The organism is Caryophanon latum (genome assembly GCF_001700325.1).
Taxonomy (GTDB): Bacteria; Bacillota; Bacilli; order Bacillales_A; family Planococcaceae; genus Caryophanon; species Caryophanon latum.
In genome coordinates this window covers 13,743-32,398 of the sequence record NZ_MATO01000012.1, presented here as the reverse complement: position 1 = coordinate 32,398, position 18,656 = coordinate 13,743, and the positions used below count along the sequence as shown (strand labels likewise).

Sequence of the window (18,656 nt, the reverse complement as noted above, 5' to 3'; positions counted from 1 at the left end):
TGTGAATTAGTATAACATATTCCGTACATTTGCCAACAATAATGTGTCACAAATCAAATAATAAAATTTTTCCGAAAAAATAAATAATGACATTTCCGCTATTTAACGTACGTAAAGCACAAAAAACGAGAGAATTTAAGCATTCCCTCGTTTTTTATTTCGGGTTAAATTACGCCCCACTTAGTTAAAACCGCTCGTAATTGTGCTTTCGTATCGTCCAGCGAGCCGTCATTATACAGCACCGCGTCAGCTCCTGCAATTTTTTCAGCAATCGGTATTTGAGAACCGATGCGTGCACGCGCTTCCTCTTCGCTAAAACGGTTGCGCTCCATTAAACGCGCGAGCTGCACATCGCTTGATACGGCGACAACTAAAACGCGATCGACGTAGTGCTGAAGCTTGCTTTCAAACAGTAGCGGAATGTCCATAATGACGTGCTTACCTTCAGCTACGTACGCATCACGCTGCGCAATCATTTCCGCACGAATAGCAGGATGAATAATCGCATTTAGCTGCTCGCGCTTATCGCTGTCGTGAAAAATTTGCTGTCCGATATACGTGCGGTCCATCGTGCCATCTTGTGCAATCGTTTCAGGACCAAATACGTCCGCAATTTGTGCGAGCGTTTTTGTCCCAGGTGCAACAACTTCACGTGCAATGACGTCTGCATCGACAATCGGTAAATCGTATTCACGAAGCATGTTCGCCACCGTACTTTTCCCTGTTGCAATACTTCCCGTTAATCCTATAATCACAAAAACTCCCCCTTATCGTTGGCATGCTGGACAATATACGGATGTGCGCCCTGCGATCGTGAGTGACTCGGTCGCCGCGCCACATGCACATTGCTTTTTGCCGTACATTTTGAGGCGATGCTGCATGCCGCCTGCTTCCCCGTTTACGTTACGGTAATCAGAAATCGTCGAGCCACCCGCTTCGATGCTCTCTTGTAAAATGCGCACAATTTGTGCAAACAACGCGCGCTTTTGCTCCTCACTTAACGTATTCGTCACCGTTTGCGGTCGAATATGCTCCAAATACAACGCCTCGGTCGCATAAATGTTGCCGCAGCCCGAAATGACATGCCCGTCCATAATGACTGCCTTAATCGGCTTGTTCGCATATTTTTTCGTCGCCGCTTTTTGTAAAAAATAATCGCATGCATGCGCTTCAAACGGCTCCGGTGCCATGAGCAGTAGCGGTCGGTAATCCGCTTCCTCACGTAGTAAACGCAGCTCGCCGAATCGACGAATGTCCGAGTACACGAGCAATCGCCCATTACTCATCGTCAATATGACGTGCGCATGCTTTTCATATTTCGCATCAGGAATGTCGCTTAGCTTTTCGACGTCAAACCACGCACCGCTCATTCCTAAATGGCTTGCAAGTAAATACGTCTCACCGTCTTTTGTAAGCGTCATGTAAATGTATTTCGCACGGCGCTCGACACGTATGATCGTCATGCCGATTAACATGTACGTAAAATGGTCCGGCGATAACACTTTGACGATGCATTCTTTGCCCGCTTCCTTCGATGTGTAAATCGTCGGTGATAGCTGGACGTGCGTAATCGTTTTTTGCTCTGCAACAGCACGTAGCTGTCGCACAACTCCTTCTACTTCTGGTAATTCTGGCATAATGTCTCCTTTTATTATATTTCACTGCTCTTAACGTTGAAGCTACCTGTTGTTTCGTGCAGTTGTAAAGTTTAGCTGCTGATTGCACGTTACTTCGCGTCGTACCAAGACTTGCCGTAGCTCACATCTACTTTTAACGGTACCGATAGCTTTACCGCCTGCTCCATCACTTCAGGTACGATGCGCGCGAGTACATCCATTTCCTCTTTCGGCCCTTCGAAAATTAGCTCATCGTGCACTTGTAATAACAGCGTCGATTGCAACCCTTCTGCTCGTAATCGTACATCCATATCAATCATCGCTTTTTTAATGATGTCCGCTGCTGACCCTTGAATCGGCATGTTCATCGCGGTACGCTCTGCAAAGCTGCGTATATTAAAGTTTTTATTGTTAATGTCCGGTAAATAGCGACGGCGGTTTAGCATCGTCGTTACGTATCCGTTCACCTTCGCCTGCTTCACGACGATGTCCATATATTGCTGCACGCCTGGGAAGCTTTTTAAATAGCGCTCAATAAACTCCGCCGCCTCTTGACGTGGAATGCTTAAGTTTTGTGATAAGCCGTAATCGCTAATGCCGTACACGATGCCGAAGTTAACTGCCTTCGCTGTGCGGCGCATGTTCGCATCCACTTCGTCCGCACCGACGTGAAATACATCCATCGCCGTTCGTGTATGAATGTCCATCCCTGTATTAAACGCCTCAACAAGCGCAGGGTCTTGACACATATGTGCAAGCACACGCAGCTCAATTTGCGAATAATCGGCCGCAAATAAATACCAATCTGGATGCGACGGGACGAACGCTTGACGAATTTTACGACCTTCCTCTAAGCGAATCGGAATGTTTTGTAAGTTCGGTTCAACCGAGCTTAAGCGCCCTGTTGACGTTAACGCCTGCTGGAAGCGTGTATGCACTTTACCGTCGTCGTGAATTTCTTTAATTAGCCCTTCAATGTACGTCGACTGAAGCTTCGCGAGCTGGCGATACAGTAAAATATGCTCGATAATCGCATGCTCACCTTTTAGCTTATCGAGCACATCGGCCGCAGTCGAATAACCCGTTTTCGTCTTTTTAATGACCGGCAAGCCGAGCTTATCGAATAAAATGACGCCGAGCTGCTTCGGTGAATTAATGTTAAACTGCTCACCTGCTGCGTCGTAAATGGCCGCTTCAATTTTTTGTAGGCGCTCACGAAGCTCATCGCCCATCGCTTGAAGCGTGTCCTTCGATACAGTAATGCCCGCCGTTTCCATATGGCCTAAAATGCGCGCAAGTGGTAGCTCTAAATCGTAATATAAGTCGTACTGTGCATTTTCGTGTAATCGCGCTTCAATCGCATCACGCAGCGTCCATACAGCGAATGCTTTACGGCTTGCATGCTTTGCGACATCGTCTTGTGATGGGATCGCACGTTTCGCACCTTTTCCATAAACGTCATCATTCGATTCCACATCGCGGTAGTCAAACTCCGCCACTAATGTCGCCACATCGTCTCCGGATAGCGATGGGTTGACAATGTACGTCGCAAGCAGTAAATCAAACGCAACCCCTTCAAGTGGCAAATCGATTCGCGCCAAAGCAGCCTGTGCCGCTTTGCGATCTGTGACGTATTTAATCGCCATGTCATCTTCTAACCACTGACGCACAACATCGCTGTTCATCGCCTCTACCGGAATATATTGAATACCTTCATTCGACGCAATCGCCATTCCTAAAACGTCCGACGTATGATAGTTGTCGGATGCAAGCTCTACATGCACCGCCGCCTCAAATGGCAATGCGTTAACGTCCGTTACAACGCTATACTGTATGTCCGACTTCGGCTCCTCTTCCACGTCCGCAAATTCCGTTTTGTCGAGCAGCTTTTTAAAGCCGAGCTCTTGATAAATGGCACGCAGCTCCTCACCGTTTACCCCTGCATACGCTAAATCGTCAATCGTAATCGTAATCGGTGCCGCTGTATGAATCGTTGCAAGCTGCTTACTCATATACGCTTGCTGCTCGTTCGCAATGAGCTTTTCCTTTAACTTCGCGCCGCTAACAGAATCGATATTTTCATACACCGCTTCCACTGTACCGTACGCTGTTAATAATTTAATCGCCGTTTTTTCACCGACGCCTGGCACGCCTGGAATGTTATCTGACGCATCACCCATTAACCCTTTCATATCGATAATTTGCGCAGGAGTAAGCCCGTACTTCTCAGCAACGAACGCCGGCGTGTACACGTCTAAATCGGTCATTCCTTTACGCGTAATGTAAACGGTCGTGCTATTTGTCACAAGTTGCGTTAAATCTTTATCCCCTGATACAATGACGACGTTTAACTGTTTTTCTTCTGCTTCTTTAGCGAGCGTGCCAATAATGTCATCTGCTTCGTACATGTCTAGCTCGTAACGTGCAATGCCGTACGCATCAATGAGCTTACGAATGTACGGGAATTGCTCTGACAGCTCAGGCGGTGTTTTTTGACGTCCACCTTTATAGTCTGTAAATGTCGTATGACGAAACGTCTTCTTCCCCGCATCAAACGCCACTAATATTTTCGTCGGCTGCTCCTCTGCTATAATTTTATCGAGCATCATCGTAAAGCCGTATACTGCGTTCGTATGAATACCGTGCTGATTCGTCAGCGGCGGCAACGCAAAAAATGCACGATACGCTAAGCTATTGCCATCTAATAAAAGTAATTTTTCGTTCGTCATGTCGATCTCCTTTGTATGCAAATGTCTTCTTTATTATACATGAGCGCATAAAAAAAAGCGTGCTACCACAATTGGCAACACGCGGGCTTTATGCATATCGTAGCAATGTTTCAGCCGTTTCAATAACGCCGGTTAATAACGCTTTAAAGTACGGACGTAGTACTTCCTCAAGCTGCTCCTTATTCGCAGAGCTGACGTTTGATTGCATCGACCATTTTACGAGCTTGTTTGTTTGTCGCTCAAACAATTCGAACTCAAGCTCAGAACGACCGTTAAAACGAACGACACCTTTATATGTTTTGGATAGGTGGATCATCGTTACAGAAGGTAGCTGCTCCATTTCAACAAGTATGTCCGTTGTTAAAATATTTCTTTTCGCTAAATACGTATTTCTTTGATGCATCCATAATCCGAATAACGTAATCATCGATCGTTCAGCTGCCTCCTTTCAATATCGGAATAGTTTTTTATACCCTCGTGCACAACATAGTAAACACTACCTTCCTAGTGTTAACAGTATGCACATTTACGCAGAAACGGTAAAATAGAAGACTGCTTGCACAACAAAAGGAGTCGCTCAAAAACTACTTTTTGAACAACTCCTCCACTGCACTATTTTAGCTTTTTAAACTTATACGCTTGTACGTTTTCAGGCGCCTCATAAAACAGCTCTTCATAAATAACCGTCATTAAAAACGCATTCATAAACGAAAACACAATATATAAAGGCATGCCACCAAGTGTCGGTGCCATCCATGCTTGCATAAACACTTCTACAACGCTAAGCTGCACCGTGAAAAATAGCGCACCGATGCCGACTTGCCATAATGCGCGTGGGTCCGGGCGTTTGTCATAGCGAAACACGCGCAAAAATACGTGTCGAACATCATCTGCAATGAATACATTCACCATCAATGCACCGATGAAAAATAACGAAACCCCAAAAACCTCTGCTGCCATCCACTTAAAATGCGCACCGTTAAACAATGCTGTTAGTGAACTTGCCATCACAAATGCAATTAACATATTTCTTACATAATACTCCACTAGTCGAGCAACTTTCACTCTACCCCTCCTACGAAACATATAAACTTATTTTTTCAGTATAGCAGAACATATCATATTCTCTAGTATTTTATTTTGCATCGCATCATTTTTTTACCGATTCGTGACAACTTTTTGGAGGAGAACATTTCCAACCAAAAATAGCCGCCCGAATGCTCGGACGGCTGTTTGCGCTATTTTATATAAGTGGGGGTTTCACTACCTTCAATATACATTGTTTATATAAAGTCATTATGGACGATATGTTAACGTTTTGTAAATTACGATTTCGGAATGCGCACAATCATTTTCGTGCCGACGCCGACTTCACTTTCTACTTTAATTTTACCGTCATGCGCCTCGACTAAATGCTTTACAATCGCAAGTCCAAGCCCCGTACCCCCTGAATTTCGACTACGAGCACGATCGACGCGGTAAAAACGTTCGAAAATACGCGGAATTTCAGCAGCCTCGATACCAATACCTTCATCTTGAATTTCAACAATGCCATCTTCTTCATCCTCATACACACGAATCGTCACTGTCGTGTTTTCGAGCGAGTAATTAATCGCATTGGCAATTAAGTTCGTAAACACCTGCATTAAACGGTTCGGGTCCCCTGCAACGATGACATCATTTGGCATGTCGACCGCAAACTCCATATTTTTCTCTTCAAGCTTTGCCCCGGTTAAATCAGCCGCATTAATGACGATGTCGCGCAAGCTCGTCTCCGTAATATCGACTGAGAAGCCATGCTGTTCGATTTTCGATAACTCTAGCAGCTCCTGCACGAGAATTTGAATGCGATCGCTTTCTTTATAAATAATTTCTAAAAACGATAGCAACATCGCCTCGTCCTTATAAGCACCGTCAAGTAACGTTTCCGAAAACCCTTTAATCGATGTAATCGGTGTGCGCAGCTCGTGTGATACGTTCGCAACGAAATCTTTTCGAATTTGCTCCAGACGCATGAGCTCCGTTACGTCATGAATAACGAGCACGACGCCGAGCCAGCGACCATGATCCCCAACGACCGGCGCTCCGTAAATTTCATTTTGTCGAATTTCATGTCCAATTTGCACTGACACTTGCTTACGAATCGGCGTTTCCGTTAAAAAAACATGCTCAACGACTTCAACGATATCATCTGGCAATGCGATACTACGAAAGCCTTTGCCACGCACTTGATCATATGCATAATTAAATCGCTTTAAAAACACACGATTCACAATTGAAATCGTTCCTTCACGGCCAATCATCATGAGGGAGCTCCCCATATTTTCAACTAACGTTTTTAAGCGCTCGGCTTCAATTTCACGGATCGTCGTCATATCTTGCAAATTACGCGCTAAAATATTGATTGATTTGCTGAGCTGTGCTGTTTTACTCACACCGTTTTCAAATGCACGCGCGCGGTAATTGCCTTTTGCTAACTCAAGCGCTGTGCGTGTCGCATTTTCAATCGGCTCGGTGAAAATGCGCACCGTCCGATTAATAACGATGCCAATAATAATAAATGCGACGAAGCTACAAAATACCATCGCCACGAAAAAACGATCTTGTGCGACGTCGAGCAATGCCGATGTATCAACGTCAATAAGTGCAGTCACGAGGCGCTTTTGATCTTCCTCTGTTAATATAATGTCACTTTGCTGTAACGTATCGTATAAGACGCGCTCCTCTGCCGCAATCGAACGGTCTAAATACTCGCCAATGTAAACAGGAAAAAGCTGACCTATGACGATGCCAAGGACAGCTAAAATAATACCAATAAGCGCCATGAACGACACAAAAAGGCGCGTGCTTAACGTTTTCATATCGCTTTTGGTTCCTCGAATTTATAGCCTAGCCCACGAATCGTTTTAATGAAAATCGGCTTGCGGCTATTTTCTTCTATCTTGTCACGTAAATGGCTAATGTGTACGTCTACAATGCGTGTGTCTCCTGCAAAGTCGTAATTCCATACAGCACTTAGAAGCTGATCGCGTGTTAGTACACGGTTTTTATTTTCAATTAAATAAACGAGCAGTTCAAATTCTTTCGGCGTGAACTCTAATGATTCGTCGTTTAGTAACACTTCAAAGCGGTCTGGATAAACACGTAGCCCGTTAAATTCAAATATTTTTTCTGCGGATTCCTGCTGTGCCGCCACAACTTGTGGTGAAAAACGACGCAGTACAGCTTTCACGCGCGCAATGACTTCACGCGGGCTAAACGGCTTCGTCATGTAATCATCTGCCCCAAGCTCTAAGCCAAGCACTTTATCAAACTCATCATCACGCGCTGTTAACATAATAATCGGCGTGTTCATTTTATGCATACGAATTTCCTTACATACATCCATGCCATCAAGCTTCGGTAGCATAACGTCAAGCAGCAATAAATCCGGCTTTAATGATAGCGCCATATCTAGCCCCGTTTGTCCGTCGTGCGCTATGTCCACATTGTAACCTGCTTGCTCTAAATTGTACTTCAGTAACGTCGCAATCGATAATTCATCTTCTACTACTAAAATATTTTTTGTCATGATGTTCCTCCGATATTCGGTATTTGAAACCCCCATTTCAAATAGGCCTTACAAGGAAATCGTCGTTCCGTATACACACATACGAACGAGCTGTTTTTTTATTAACTATATGCTTATCATACCATAACTACTCATTGTCTGAATAGTTCTGCATATGTGCAAAAAAAGATGGAGCTGCTCAAAAATTGCTTTTCGAGTCGCTCCGCCTTGTTAATTATAGTAATGCGTCTTTTACTTCACGAACGGCTTCTGCTGAAGTTTGCAGTTGTGCTTTTTCATCCTCTGTTAATTCAAGCTCGAAAATTTTCTCAATCCCATTTGCACCGAGTAATGTCGGTACACCTAAGTATAAATCATCAATGCCATATTCACCTTGTAAATACGCAATTGACGGTAAAATACGTTTTTGGTCTTTTAAAATCGCCTCTGCCATTTCAATCATCGCTGCAGCTGGTGCGTAGTAAGCTGAACCGTTACCGAGTAGGCTTACGATTTCGCCGCCACCTTTACGCGTACGATCGACAATCGCATCTAAACGCTCCTGTGATAGTAACGTCGTCAGTGGAATGCCGCCTGCGAACGAATAACGAATAAGTGGTACCATCGTATCGCCGTGACCACCTAATACGAAGCCTGATACGTCTTTTACTGATACGCGTAGCTCTTCTGCAATAAATGCACGGAAGCGAGCTGTATCAAGCACACCAGATTGACCGATTACGCGCTCTTTCGGGAAACCCGTCTCTTTAAACATCGTATACGTCATCGCGTCTACTGGATTCGTTAAGACGATAACGATCGACTCAGGTGCATACTCTTTAATGTTTTTCGCTACGTCTGTCATTACTTTTTGATTTGTTTGCACTAAATCATCACGCGTCATGCCTGGCTTACGTGCAATACCTGCTGTTACAAGCACAATGCTTGCACCTTCAATGTCCGCATAGTTTGATGTACCGCTTACATATGAGTCAAAACCTTGAATCGGCGCTGTTTCCCACATGTCTAACGCTTTACCTTTTGCAGGATTTTCTTGTGCTGGAATGTCTACTAATACAACATCTCCAAGCTCTTTTTGTGCTGCTAAAAATGCAGCAGTCGCTCCTGTAAAACCACTACCAATAACCGCGATCTTTTTACGCTGTAACGTCATTTCAAAAATCCCCTTTGTCATTTCGTTTCACTTCTATATTATTGTAACATTCTGTATTTTTAACATAAACCTTTTTCCTTACATTTTACGAAATCTTTCATAATTTACATAGTGCTTACATCAAGTCTGTTGATTAGCCCTTTTTATACAGTGGAATTCATGATTTTTAGCAGCCCAGCTGAAATAAATGCTGTATATCAGTGGCAGGGAGCGTACGGCGAGACTCCTTGGGGAAAAGCTCGTGCCTCAAGACCCCGTAAAGCGCGACGCAGGAGCGGTGCGGAGGCTTGAGGAAGGTGGTGAACGCCACGTCCATGTGGCACCACCTTCATGACAAACATCGTGTTCGCCGCCGAGCCCCAGGAAAGCGAGCCGTATTACGCGAACTGCTAATCAACATGCTTGTGCTTACATTATATATGTATAACCAAATTCCTAATTACAAATTTTTCACTCGCTAAACGCGCCGCAAAAAATATCAAAAAACCGCTCCCTTCCGAGGAAGAGAGCGGTTTCGCTAGACTGTATTAGTATATTAAATACGAATATTAGAAGTTTTCGATTAAGCGAGTAGCGAATTCAGAACATTTAACTTCTGTAGCGCCATCCATTAAACGTGCGAAGTCATAAGTTACATACTTAGAAGAGATTGTTTTCTCTACAGAGTTTGTAATTAAGTCCGCAGCTTCTTGCCATCCTAAGTGCTCAAGCATTAATACGCCTGATAATAATACTGAAGATGGGTTTACTTTATCTTGACCAGCATACTTCGGTGCAGTACCGTGAGTAGCTTCGAAAATAGCGTGACCAGTTAAGTAGTTGATGTTAGCGCCTGGAGCGATACCGATACCGCCAACTTGAGCAGCTAATGCGTCAGAGATGTAGTCACCGTTTAAGTTCATTGTAGCAACAACGTCGAACTCGTTTGGACGAGTTAAAATTTGTTGTAAGAAAATATCAGCGATTGAATCTTTAACTAAGATTTTGCCTTCAGCTAATGCAGCAGCTTGTGCTTCGTTAGCAGCAGCTTCACCTTTTTCAGCTTTAATTGCATCGTATTGGTTCCAAGTGAATACTTTGTCGCCGAATTCAGCTTCAGCTACATCGTAACCCCATTGTTTGAATCCACCTTCAGTGAACTTCATGATGTTACCTTTGTGTACTAAAGTAACTGTTGGTTGGTTGTGCTTGATTGCGTACTCGATTGCAGCACGAACTAAACGCTCAGTACCTTCTTTAGATACAGGTTTGATCCCTAAACCAGAAGTTTCTGGGAAGCGGATGTTTTTAACACCTAATTCATTTTGTAAGAACGCTAATAATTTCTTTTGCTCGTCTGAACCAGCTTTGTACTCGATACCAGCGTAGATATCTTCTGTATTTTCACGGAAGATAACCATGTTTACATCTTCAGGACGTTTAACTGGTGAAGGTACACCGTCAAAGTGACGTACTGGACGTAAGCAAACATAAAGATCTAACTCTTGACGTAATGCTACGTTAAGTGAACGGATACCGCCACCGATTGGAGTTGTTAAAGGACCTTTAATTGCGATTAAGTATTCGTTGATTTTGTCTAAAGTTTCTTGTGGTAACCATTCGCCAGTTTGGTTGAATGCTTTTTCACCAGCTAAAACTTCTAACCATTCAATTTTCTTTTCGCCTTTGTAAGCTTTTTCTACAGCCGCGTCGATTACGCGAGAAGCTGCTGCCCAGATATCTGGACCAATTCCGTCACCCTCGATGAAAGGAATTACTGGATTGTTTGGTACGTTTAATACGCCGTTTTCAACTACAATTTTGCCGTTTGTCATTGATAAATTGCCTCCTAATAATCGTAAATCTAGGACTTTGCGAGAACATTTCTCACAACAGTCCTAGACAGTTTAGCATATTTTTTTGAATTGTGCTATATGTGTAGGAAAGATTAACGCTCTGCTACTGGCACATAAGTTTGCATATCTGGACCAACGTACTCAGCACGTGGACGGATTAAGCGGTTGTTTGCATATTGCTCTAAAATGTGAGCTACCCAACCTGAAGTACGAGATACTGCAAAGATTGGTGTGAATAAGTCATGCTCGATACCTAAAGAGTCATATACTGATGCTGAGAAGAAGTCAACGTTCGCTGGTAATTTCTTTTGTTCTACGATCATGTCGTGGATTTTCACTGACATATCGTATAATTCTGGCTTACCAGTTAATTTTGTTAACTTTTCAGACATTACACGTAAATGTGGTGCACGTGGGTCTCCACCACGGTATACGCGGTGACCGAAGCCCATAATTTTTTCTTTGTTGTCTAACTTGTTTTGTACCCAAGCTTCAACGTTATCGATTGAACCGATTTCAGTTAACATTTTCATAACTTGCTCGTTTGCGCCACCGTGTAATGGGCCTTTTAATGCGCCGATTGCTGCAGTAACACCTGAGTAAACGTCTGATAATGTAGCTACACATACACGTGCAGTGAATGTAGAAGCGTTTAATTCGTGGTCAGCGTGTAAAATTAACGCTTTGTCGAATGCTTCGATTGCGATAGCTTCTGGCTCTTCGCCTGTTAACATGTATAAGAAGTTAGCTGCATAGCCTAATTCTGGTTTTGGAGCGATTGGCTCTTTGCCTTGACGTACGCGAGCAAAAGTAGTTACTACTGTACCGATTTTCGCTTGTAGGCGGATCGCTTTGCGGTAGTTAGCTTCTGCTTCCATTACGTCTGCTTCTTCGTCAAATGCACCAAGCATTGATACAGCTGTACGTAATGCAGCCATTGGGTGAACTGTATTAAGTGGCATAGACTTAAATAAGTCCGTAATTGCCGCTGGGATTTCCATGTTTGCTGCTAATTCAGCTTTTAATTCAGCTAATTCAGTAGCGTTTGGTAAACGTGTGTTCCAAAGTAAGAATACTACTTCTTCAAAAGAAGCGTTGTTTGTTAAGTCGTCGATTCCGTAACCAACGTAAGTTAATGTGTCGTCGATGATTGAGCTGATTTTAGACTCAGCAGCTACAATTCCTTCTAAACCTTTTGTTGCTGACATAGGATAATCTCTCCCTTTTCTGTTTGTATTTAGCCGGTCACTGCTCTTGACCTGTACTAATTGTTCTGTTCATGAACCGATAAATAAATCGCTTACATTCACATTATAATCATTTTTGACGGCTTTGTGAATGCCCTGACTAACTTTAATGAAAAAACTGTTTTTTCGATTGATTTTATATTTTTTTCGAGAATAAAAATACTTCTAACTATTTTTATTTTTCGTCTCAAAAGCGGTTTATAGACGCATTTTTGAAAGGAACGAGCTGTTTTTCAATACCCTTTTTTTATTGTATGACGAATTTTCGCAACATTTTTTTGTCGAAAAAACCGCATTTCGCTTACACTATTTTTACATGCTCATAAAAAAAGGCGCTCTGTTTATAACAGAACGCCTCTTTTTAGCGCTGTACAATAACAACAGATGCATTTTTCATCTGTTTTCGCAGCGATTTATACATCATTTTTTGAACAAATTTACGCGTGAATGGCAAAACAAAAATCAAACCAATAATGTCCGTTAAAAAGCCTGGCAAAATTAAAATGACCGCTCCAATTAACACGCATGCTGCATTGAGCGCAGCCGGTCCTGGCGCTTGACCATTTTGGAGCGATTGCTGTAAATTACGAACCGCTTGAAAGCCTTCTTTTTTTGCTAAATACACACCGAGCGCCCCTGTTGCAAGCATAATAAACACTGTCCATAAAATTCCGAATTGGTTCCCAAGCAACAATAGCAATAAAATTTCTGCTAACGTTACGCCAATTAACGCAACGCCTAATTTTTTCAACATACTCATCCTTCTTTCTATATAATTACAATTCATGTCGTGTCATCGATTACATTCTACTATTACATACGTAGCATAGTGAAAAAAGTTTCACGAAACAATGAAGGTTTTTTTGTTTTTCGCCTTTTATGCTCATCTGAAGCTTTCTTCATACATTGCTTCAACTGAATGTTTCAAGACGCCAGAAACATTCGCTTTTTGGCTCGTGCTATTGGCCAAGCTACTGCATAGGCAGTTAAAAATAACACGGTGCTGAACATAAAGTGAAAATGAAAAAACGACGGCATGCTCCATTGCACGTCGCCGTTTTCTTTTACTTATAGTACGCTTGCATGTCCTTTGTAAATTACGCCGGTTTCCGCATCTACTGTAATTTCTTGGTCTTGCTTAATTAACGTCGTTGCATCTTTTACACCAACGATTACTGGAATGCCTAGGCTTAAGCCAACTACTGCTGCATGTGACGTTAAGCCACCCTCTTCTGTAATAATGCCTGCACAACGCTCGATCGCTGGCATCATTTCACGGTCTGTACCGATTGTTACTAATACGCAGTTTTCTAAGTCATACGTTAATGCTTCTTCCGCATTGCGTGCAACGACTGCTTTGCCGACAACTGTTAATTTGCCGATGCCTTGTCCACGCGCTAATAAGTCGCCGATTACGTGTACTTTCATTAAGTTCGTTGAGCCTGCTTCACCAACTGGTACGCCCGCTGTAATAACGACAACGTCACCGTGGTTTACGTAGCCATAACGTAAGCTCTCGTCCACTGCTAGCTCTAAAATTTCATCCGTCGTTTCTACGCGGTGTGTTGCGATTGGACGGACACCCCAAACAAGCGTTAGTGCACGCGCAGTTTGAACTGATCCTGTTACTGCGATAATGCTGCGACCTGGACGGTATTTCGAAATGATGCGCGCTGTGTTGCCGCTTTCTGTCGGTGCTAAAATCGCTTTTGCATTTAAATTAAGTGCCGTATACGATACAGATTGTGAAATCGCATCCGTCATCGTCGTTTCTGTTTCTTTGCAGCGCGCTGAAACGATCGCGTGGTAATTCATTGACTGCTCTGCACGCTCTGCAATTTTATGCATCGTTTGCACCGATTCTACTGGGTAAAGCCCTGCTGCCGTTTCACCTGAAAGCATGATCGCATCTGTGCCGTCAAAAATAGCGTTTGCTACGTCTGATGCTTCAGCGCGTGTTGGACGTGGGTTACGTTGCATTGAATCAAGCATTTGTGTCGCTGTAATAACCGGCTTACCTGCACGGTTACATTTTGCGATTAATGACTTTTGTACAAGCGGCACTTCTTCAGCTGGAATTTCTACTCCTAAGTCACCACGGGCAACCATTAAGCCGTCTGATACTTCGATAATTGAATCGATATTGTCAACGCCTTCTTGGTTTTCGATTTTTGGAATAATTTGAATGTGCGCGCCGCCGTTTTTCTCAAGTAGCTCGCGGATTTCAAGCACGTCTGATGCACGACGCACGAATGATGCTGCTACGAAATCGACTTCTTGCTCAATGCCGAATAAAATGTCTTGTGCATCTTTTTCTGTAATACCAGGAAGCTGCACAGAAACGTTTGGCACGTTGACACCTTTTTTATTTTTTAACACGCCGGCATTTTCAACAATCGTCGTAATTAAACCGTTCGTTTCGTCTTTCGCTAATACGCGCAATTCGATTAATCCATCATCTAATAAAATGATTGAGCCTTGATCTACGTCTTCAATTAATTTTTCATACGTAACAGAAAACATTGCGTTCGTGCCAAGCACTTCCGTCATTGAAATGTCGACTACTTGACCTGTCGTAAAGTGCACTTCGCCATTTTCCATATTGTGTGTACGAATTTCAGGACCTTTCGTATCAAGTAAAATGCCGACATGTTTACCTAGCTTCTCTGCTACTGTACGAATAGCCGCGATGCGCAGTGCATGCTCCTCGTGCGTGCCGTGTGAAAAGTTTAAACGCGCAACGTTCATGCCAGCTTCGATTAATTTTTCTAGCGTTTCTGGTGTTTCACTTGCCGGTCCGATTGTACAAACGATTTTAGTTTTTCTCATAAAATTATGTCACTCCATTATAGTTAAATTGATAGTTGTTCAGTTAATGCATAAAGTGAGATATCCGCTTCATGCTTACCTTCGTATGCTTCTGATAGTTGATAGTCAACAAGTAAATGATTGCGAATGCCTACTGCGACACCGCTTTTTCCTTCGATTAATAGCTCGACTGCACGCCCACCGAATCGACTTGCAAGTACACGATCTCGCGCTGTTGGCGAACCACCGCGCTGCATATGTCCAAGCACCGATACACGCGTTTCAATTTGAGCCTTTTCCTTTAGCTGCTTTGCTAGCTCGTGACCAGACATAACGCCCTCTGCTACAATCATTATGCTATGCTTTTTACCACGCATCGAACTTTTCGTTAAGCGCTGTATCAATCGATCAATGTTAAAATCGACCTCTGGAATGATAACTGCCTCTGCCCCTGCTGCAACACCTGCCCATAGCGCCAAATCACCTGCATCGCGCCCCATTACTTCAACGATGAACGAGTTTTCGTGCGACGTAGCTGTATCGCGAATGCGGTCGATTGAGTACATCACCGTATTAAGCGCTGTATCAAAGCCGATCGTATATTCTGTTCCTGGAATATCATTATCGATCGTTCCTGGTATACCGACACACGGAAAGCCTTTTTCCGTTAGCGACATCGCACCACGATAAGAGCCATCTCCACCAATGACAACGAGACCATCAATGCCATGCTTTTTCAAGTTCGCAATCGCCTGTTGCTGCACATCGTCTTCCTTAAACTGCGGGTAACGTGCTGAATAAAGCATCGTGCCACCGCGCTGAATAATGTCCCCGACAGAGCCGAGCGTCATCGGTTGAAAGCGCTCCTCTAAAATTCCTTGGTAGCCGTGTTCAACGCCGACAACGTCTAGCCCTTCATAAATCGCTTTACGCACAACGGCACGAATTGCTGCGTTCATGCCAGGCGCGTCGCCACCACTAGTTAAAACTGCTATTTTTTTCATTTTAAAGCCTCCCAAACAACGAACTCCATACATATCTATTACCAACATTAACAGAAAAGTGCGGCATTTGTAAGTACCCGGCTAGTTGTTTTTACATAACTTAACCGAAAATATAAAAGACGTAAACGAATGATTTTTCGACGCGTAATTGTTCACACGATAAAAAGCACCATTCGCTTACGTCATGTTATTCATTTTCTATAAAGCGCCCAATTTTCGTAAATTTTTCATATCGTTGTTGCACGAGCTGTTCAACCGTCATTCCTTTGAATGTTGCAAAAACTGAAGTGACGAATTGCTTCATAATACGCCCTTGCTCAGTTGGATTTTTATGCGCCCCGCCTAACACTTCTGGCACGATATCATCAATGACGTTTTGTGCGAGTAAATGTGGTGCTGTAATTTGCATCGCCTCTGCTGCTTGCTGTGCGCGGCTTGCGTCCTTCCATAAAATCGACGCAGCCCCCTCAGGTGAAATAACCGAATACGTCGCATGCTCAAGCATATACACTTTGTTTGCAACGCCGAGTGCTAACGCGCCACCACTTCCGCCTTCACCGATTACAATGCTAACGATCGGTACTGTAAGACTAGCCATCTCGACTAAATTGCGCGCAATCGCCTCGCTTTGACCACGCTCCTCGGCTGCTTTACCAGGATATGCACCTTTTGTGTCGATCAAACATAAAATCGGACGGTTGAACTTTTCAGCTTGCTTCATAAGGCGCAGCGCTTTCCGGTAGCCTTCTGGATGCGGCATGCCGAAGTTGCGCTTGACATTTTCCTTCGTATTGCGCCCACGCTGATGCCCAATAATTGTATACGCTTGCCCATCGATTGTGCCGATACCGCCAACGATTGCCGCATCGTCTCCATATAAGCGGTCGCCGTGCAATTCAATGAAATCATCACATAATGCTTCAATGTAAAACAACGTCGTCGGTCGCTCTGGGTGACGCGCAATTTGTACGCGGTTCCACGCAGAAATGTTCGTATACACCGCCGTTTCAACCTCATGTAACTTATCTTCTAAACGCTGCACTTCAGCTGACATGTCGATGTCGGCATCTTCTGTTGCGCGCTTTAATTCCTCAATCTTTGTACGCAGCTGCTCGACTGGCTGCTCAAACGGTAATAACTTTGTCATTGCTTTTCGCCTCCTACATGCAGTTGAATAAGTAAGCTCAGCTGCTTACGTAAGTCGTGTCGATGAATAACTGCATCAAGTTGTCCGTGCTCTAGTAAAAATTCCGCTGTTTGAAAATTCGCCGGTAACTTTTCGCGCACTGTTTGCTCAATTACGCGTCGACCTGCAAATCCAATTAACGCTTTTGGCTCAGCGATATTAATGTCGCCGACCGATGCAAAGCTTGCCGATACACCACCAGTTGTCGGATGTGTTAATACCGAAATAAACAACAACTTTTGTGCAGCATGCTGTGCAAGTGCCACGCTAACTTTCGCCATTTGCATAAGCGACAGCACGCCTTCTTGCATTCGTGCTCCGCCACTTGCCGTAAAAATAATGAACGGCACGCGCAGCTTTGTCGCATGCTCAACAGCGCGCGTAATTTTTTCGCCAACGACCGAACCCATTGAGCCCATGCGGAAATGTGCGTCCATAACCGCGACAACAACTCGCTGACCGTCAATCGTCGTCACGCCCGTTTTAACTGCCTCGTTCATGCCCGTTTTTTCAACGTCCACTTGCACTTTCTCAACGTAATGCGGGAAGTTAAGCGGATTCGTCGTTTGTAAATGCGCATCTAGCTCCTCAAATGCACCTTCGTCAAATATGTACGCAATGCGCTCATCGGCTGTCATTTTTAAATGATGTCCACATTTGACGCACACTTTCCCATTTTGCTGTAGCTCTTTTGTATATTGAATGTGACGACAATCTTCACATTTTGTCATCATGCCCTCTGGTACAATTAGTTCCTCTTTACTATCATGCTTACGTTTTCGCTTTGTTAATAAATCACGAAAAATCGCCATACGTTATTCCCCCTTGTTAATGAAAGCGAACGTCTCCCCATTCGTTATAAGCGACTGTTGCTTCGACTGTGTAGCCGAGCTGCATCGCCTTTAATAACATTTGAATCGGTCGCTTTTCCTCTGCGCTCGTTCGTGTATGCTGCTCATTGCTGTATGCTACGAGCTGTCGCCAAATTTTTAAACTAAGTCGGTTGCCCGATGTGACGATGAGCTCTTGAATAAATTGTAATCGTTCAATGCTCCCTTCTAGCTCTAGCTGCTGAAAGTAACTGTCCCATACCGGCAACGCACGCAGCTGCTTGGACGACGTAATGAGCAAAATGGCTTCACGCTCATGCATTTTTTTCGTTGCGAGCACGTCCTCATGCTGCTGATTCGTCTGCAAAATGAACATCGATAACACTTCGACTAGCTGATGCTGCTGAAATGCCGTTAAAAACGTGCCACCCCCGTGACGTGTTTCAATTAAGCCGAGTAACTCTAAGCTGCGCAGCGCCTCACGCACCGCTGAACGCGATACGCTAAGCCGCTCCGCTAACACGCGCTCAGACGGTAATTTGTCGCCTGGCTGAATGCGATCCTCGTCGATTATGTGGCGCAGCTGTGTAACGAGCTCGACAAAGCGCTTCGGTTGTTGCTCTGTTGTCATGACGATCACCTCAATTGGTATGACCACTTTTTCGTAAAAAAATAAA

At 43.9% G+C, this 18,656-nt stretch carries 16 protein-coding genes; all 16 read right to left on the bottom strand.

The window, feature by feature from the left end:
- Positions 1-164 precede the first annotated feature (164 nt).
- The gene (coaE, locus tag A6K76_RS02940; protein ID WP_066461930.1) at positions 165-755 is read right to left on the bottom strand and encodes a dephospho-CoA kinase; all 591 of its coding nucleotides are present in this window, start codon (positions 753-755) and stop codon (positions 165-167) included.
- Between the two features lie 12 nt (positions 756-767).
- A complete protein-coding gene (gene mutM / locus A6K76_RS02935; RefSeq protein WP_066461928.1) occupies positions 768-1,637 on the bottom strand; it encodes a bifunctional DNA-formamidopyrimidine glycosylase/DNA-(apurinic or apyrimidinic site) lyase in 870 nt (289 codons plus the stop codon).
- 89 nt (positions 1,638-1,726) lie between these two features.
- The gene (gene polA, locus A6K76_RS02930; protein ID WP_066461927.1) at positions 1,727-4,345 is read right to left on the bottom strand and encodes a DNA polymerase I; all 2,619 of its coding nucleotides are present in this window, start codon (positions 4,343-4,345) and stop codon (positions 1,727-1,729) included.
- A gap of 88 nt (positions 4,346-4,433) precedes the next feature.
- Positions 4,434-4,772, bottom strand: coding sequence for a hypothetical protein (locus A6K76_RS02925; RefSeq protein ID WP_066461925.1), 339 nt, complete (start codon positions 4,770-4,772; stop codon positions 4,434-4,436).
- 185 nt (positions 4,773-4,957) lie between these two features.
- Positions 4,958-5,410 (bottom strand): hypothetical protein, encoded by a 453-nt coding sequence (locus A6K76_RS02920; protein WP_083995242.1) that lies wholly within the window; start codon positions 5,408-5,410, stop codon positions 4,958-4,960.
- Between the two features lie 260 nt (positions 5,411-5,670).
- Positions 5,671-7,206: a two-component system histidine kinase PnpS gene (gene pnpS, locus A6K76_RS02915; RefSeq protein ID WP_066461919.1), complete on the bottom strand. Its 1,536-nt coding sequence runs from the start codon at positions 7,204-7,206 to the stop codon at positions 5,671-5,673.
- Complete coding sequence (locus A6K76_RS02910) at positions 7,203-7,916, bottom strand: response regulator transcription factor (protein WP_066461917.1); 714 nt, start codon at positions 7,914-7,916, stop codon at positions 7,203-7,205. Before A6K76_RS02910 ends, pnpS begins: the two co-directional genes overlap by 4 nt.
- Positions 7,917-8,130: 214 nt before the next feature.
- Positions 8,131-9,069, bottom strand: a complete 939-nt coding sequence (gene mdh, locus A6K76_RS02905) for a malate dehydrogenase (protein ID WP_066461915.1) — start codon at positions 9,067-9,069, stop codon at positions 8,131-8,133.
- A gap of 548 nt (positions 9,070-9,617) precedes the next feature.
- Complete coding sequence (gene icd, locus A6K76_RS02900) at positions 9,618-10,883, bottom strand: NADP-dependent isocitrate dehydrogenase (RefSeq protein ID WP_066461912.1); 1,266 nt, start codon at positions 10,881-10,883, stop codon at positions 9,618-9,620.
- 113 nt (positions 10,884-10,996) lie between these two features.
- Positions 10,997-12,112, bottom strand: coding sequence for a citrate synthase (gene citZ, locus A6K76_RS02895; RefSeq protein WP_066461910.1), 1,116 nt, complete (start codon positions 12,110-12,112; stop codon positions 10,997-10,999).
- A 400-nt stretch (positions 12,113-12,512) separates the two neighbouring features.
- Positions 12,513-12,905 (bottom strand): FxsA family protein, encoded by a 393-nt coding sequence (locus tag A6K76_RS02890; protein WP_169817976.1) that lies wholly within the window; start codon positions 12,903-12,905, stop codon positions 12,513-12,515.
- Positions 12,906-13,219: 314 nt separating this feature from the next.
- Positions 13,220-14,980: a pyruvate kinase gene (gene pyk, locus A6K76_RS02885; RefSeq protein WP_066461908.1), complete on the bottom strand. Its 1,761-nt coding sequence runs from the start codon at positions 14,978-14,980 to the stop codon at positions 13,220-13,222.
- Positions 14,981-15,003: 23 nt separating this feature from the next.
- Positions 15,004-15,963, bottom strand: a complete 960-nt coding sequence (gene pfkA / locus A6K76_RS02880; protein ID WP_066461906.1) for a 6-phosphofructokinase — start codon at positions 15,961-15,963, stop codon at positions 15,004-15,006.
- A 187-nt stretch (positions 15,964-16,150) separates the two neighbouring features.
- On the bottom strand, positions 16,151-17,110 hold the full coding sequence (locus tag A6K76_RS02875; protein ID WP_066461904.1) for an acetyl-CoA carboxylase carboxyltransferase subunit alpha: 960 nt from the start codon (positions 17,108-17,110) through the stop codon (positions 16,151-16,153).
- Complete coding sequence (gene accD / locus A6K76_RS02870; RefSeq protein ID WP_066461901.1) at positions 17,107-17,961, bottom strand: acetyl-CoA carboxylase, carboxyltransferase subunit beta; 855 nt, start codon at positions 17,959-17,961, stop codon at positions 17,107-17,109. Before accD ends, A6K76_RS02875 begins: the two co-directional genes overlap by 4 nt.
- Before the next feature lie 16 nt (positions 17,962-17,977).
- On the bottom strand, positions 17,978-18,610 hold the full coding sequence (locus A6K76_RS02865) for a FadR/GntR family transcriptional regulator (RefSeq protein WP_066461899.1): 633 nt from the start codon (positions 18,608-18,610) through the stop codon (positions 17,978-17,980).
- Between the last annotated feature and the right edge of the window lie 46 nt (positions 18,611-18,656).

Bases quoted from the DNA above. Each gene is read 5' to 3' on its own strand.
- pyk (WP_066461908.1), bottom strand. From the start codon at position 14,980: ATGAGAAAAACTAAAATCGTTTGTACAATCGGACCGGCAAGTGAAACA.
- A6K76_RS02890 (WP_169817976.1), bottom strand. From the start codon at position 12,905: ATGTTGAAAAAATTAGGCGTTGCGTTAATTGGCGTAACGTTAGCAGAA.
- icd (WP_066461912.1), bottom strand. From the start codon at position 10,883: ATGACAAACGGCAAAATTGTAGTTGAAAACGGCGTATTAAACGTACCA.
- A6K76_RS02865 (WP_066461899.1), bottom strand. From the start codon at position 18,610: ATGACAACAGAGCAACAACCGAAGCGCTTTGTCGAGCTCGTTACACAG.
- citZ (WP_066461910.1), bottom strand. From the start codon at position 12,112: ATGTCAGCAACAAAAGGTTTAGAAGGAATTGTAGCTGCTGAGTCTAAA.
- polA (WP_066461927.1), bottom strand. From the start codon at position 4,345: ATGACGAACGAAAAATTACTTTTATTAGATGGCAATAGCTTAGCGTAT.
- A6K76_RS02910 (WP_066461917.1), bottom strand. From the start codon at position 7,916: ATGACAAAAAATATTTTAGTAGTAGAAGATGAATTATCGATTGCGACG.
- A6K76_RS02925 (WP_066461925.1), bottom strand. From the start codon at position 4,772: ATGATTACGTTATTCGGATTATGGATGCATCAAAGAAATACGTATTTA.
- pnpS (WP_066461919.1), bottom strand. From the start codon at position 7,206: ATGAAAACGTTAAGCACGCGCCTTTTTGTGTCGTTCATGGCGCTTATT.
- mutM (WP_066461928.1), bottom strand. From the start codon at position 1,637: ATGCCAGAATTACCAGAAGTAGAAGGAGTTGTGCGACAGCTACGTGCT.
- pfkA (WP_066461906.1), bottom strand. From the start codon at position 15,963: ATGAAAAAAATAGCAGTTTTAACTAGTGGTGGCGACGCGCCTGGCATG.
- A6K76_RS02875 (WP_066461904.1), bottom strand. From the start codon at position 17,110: ATGACAAAGTTATTACCGTTTGAGCAGCCAGTCGAGCAGCTGCGTACA.
- accD (WP_066461901.1), bottom strand. From the start codon at position 17,961: ATGGCGATTTTTCGTGATTTATTAACAAAGCGAAAACGTAAGCATGAT.
- mdh (WP_066461915.1), bottom strand. From the start codon at position 9,069: ATGACGTTACAGCGTAAAAAGATCGCGGTTATTGGTAGTGGTTTTACA.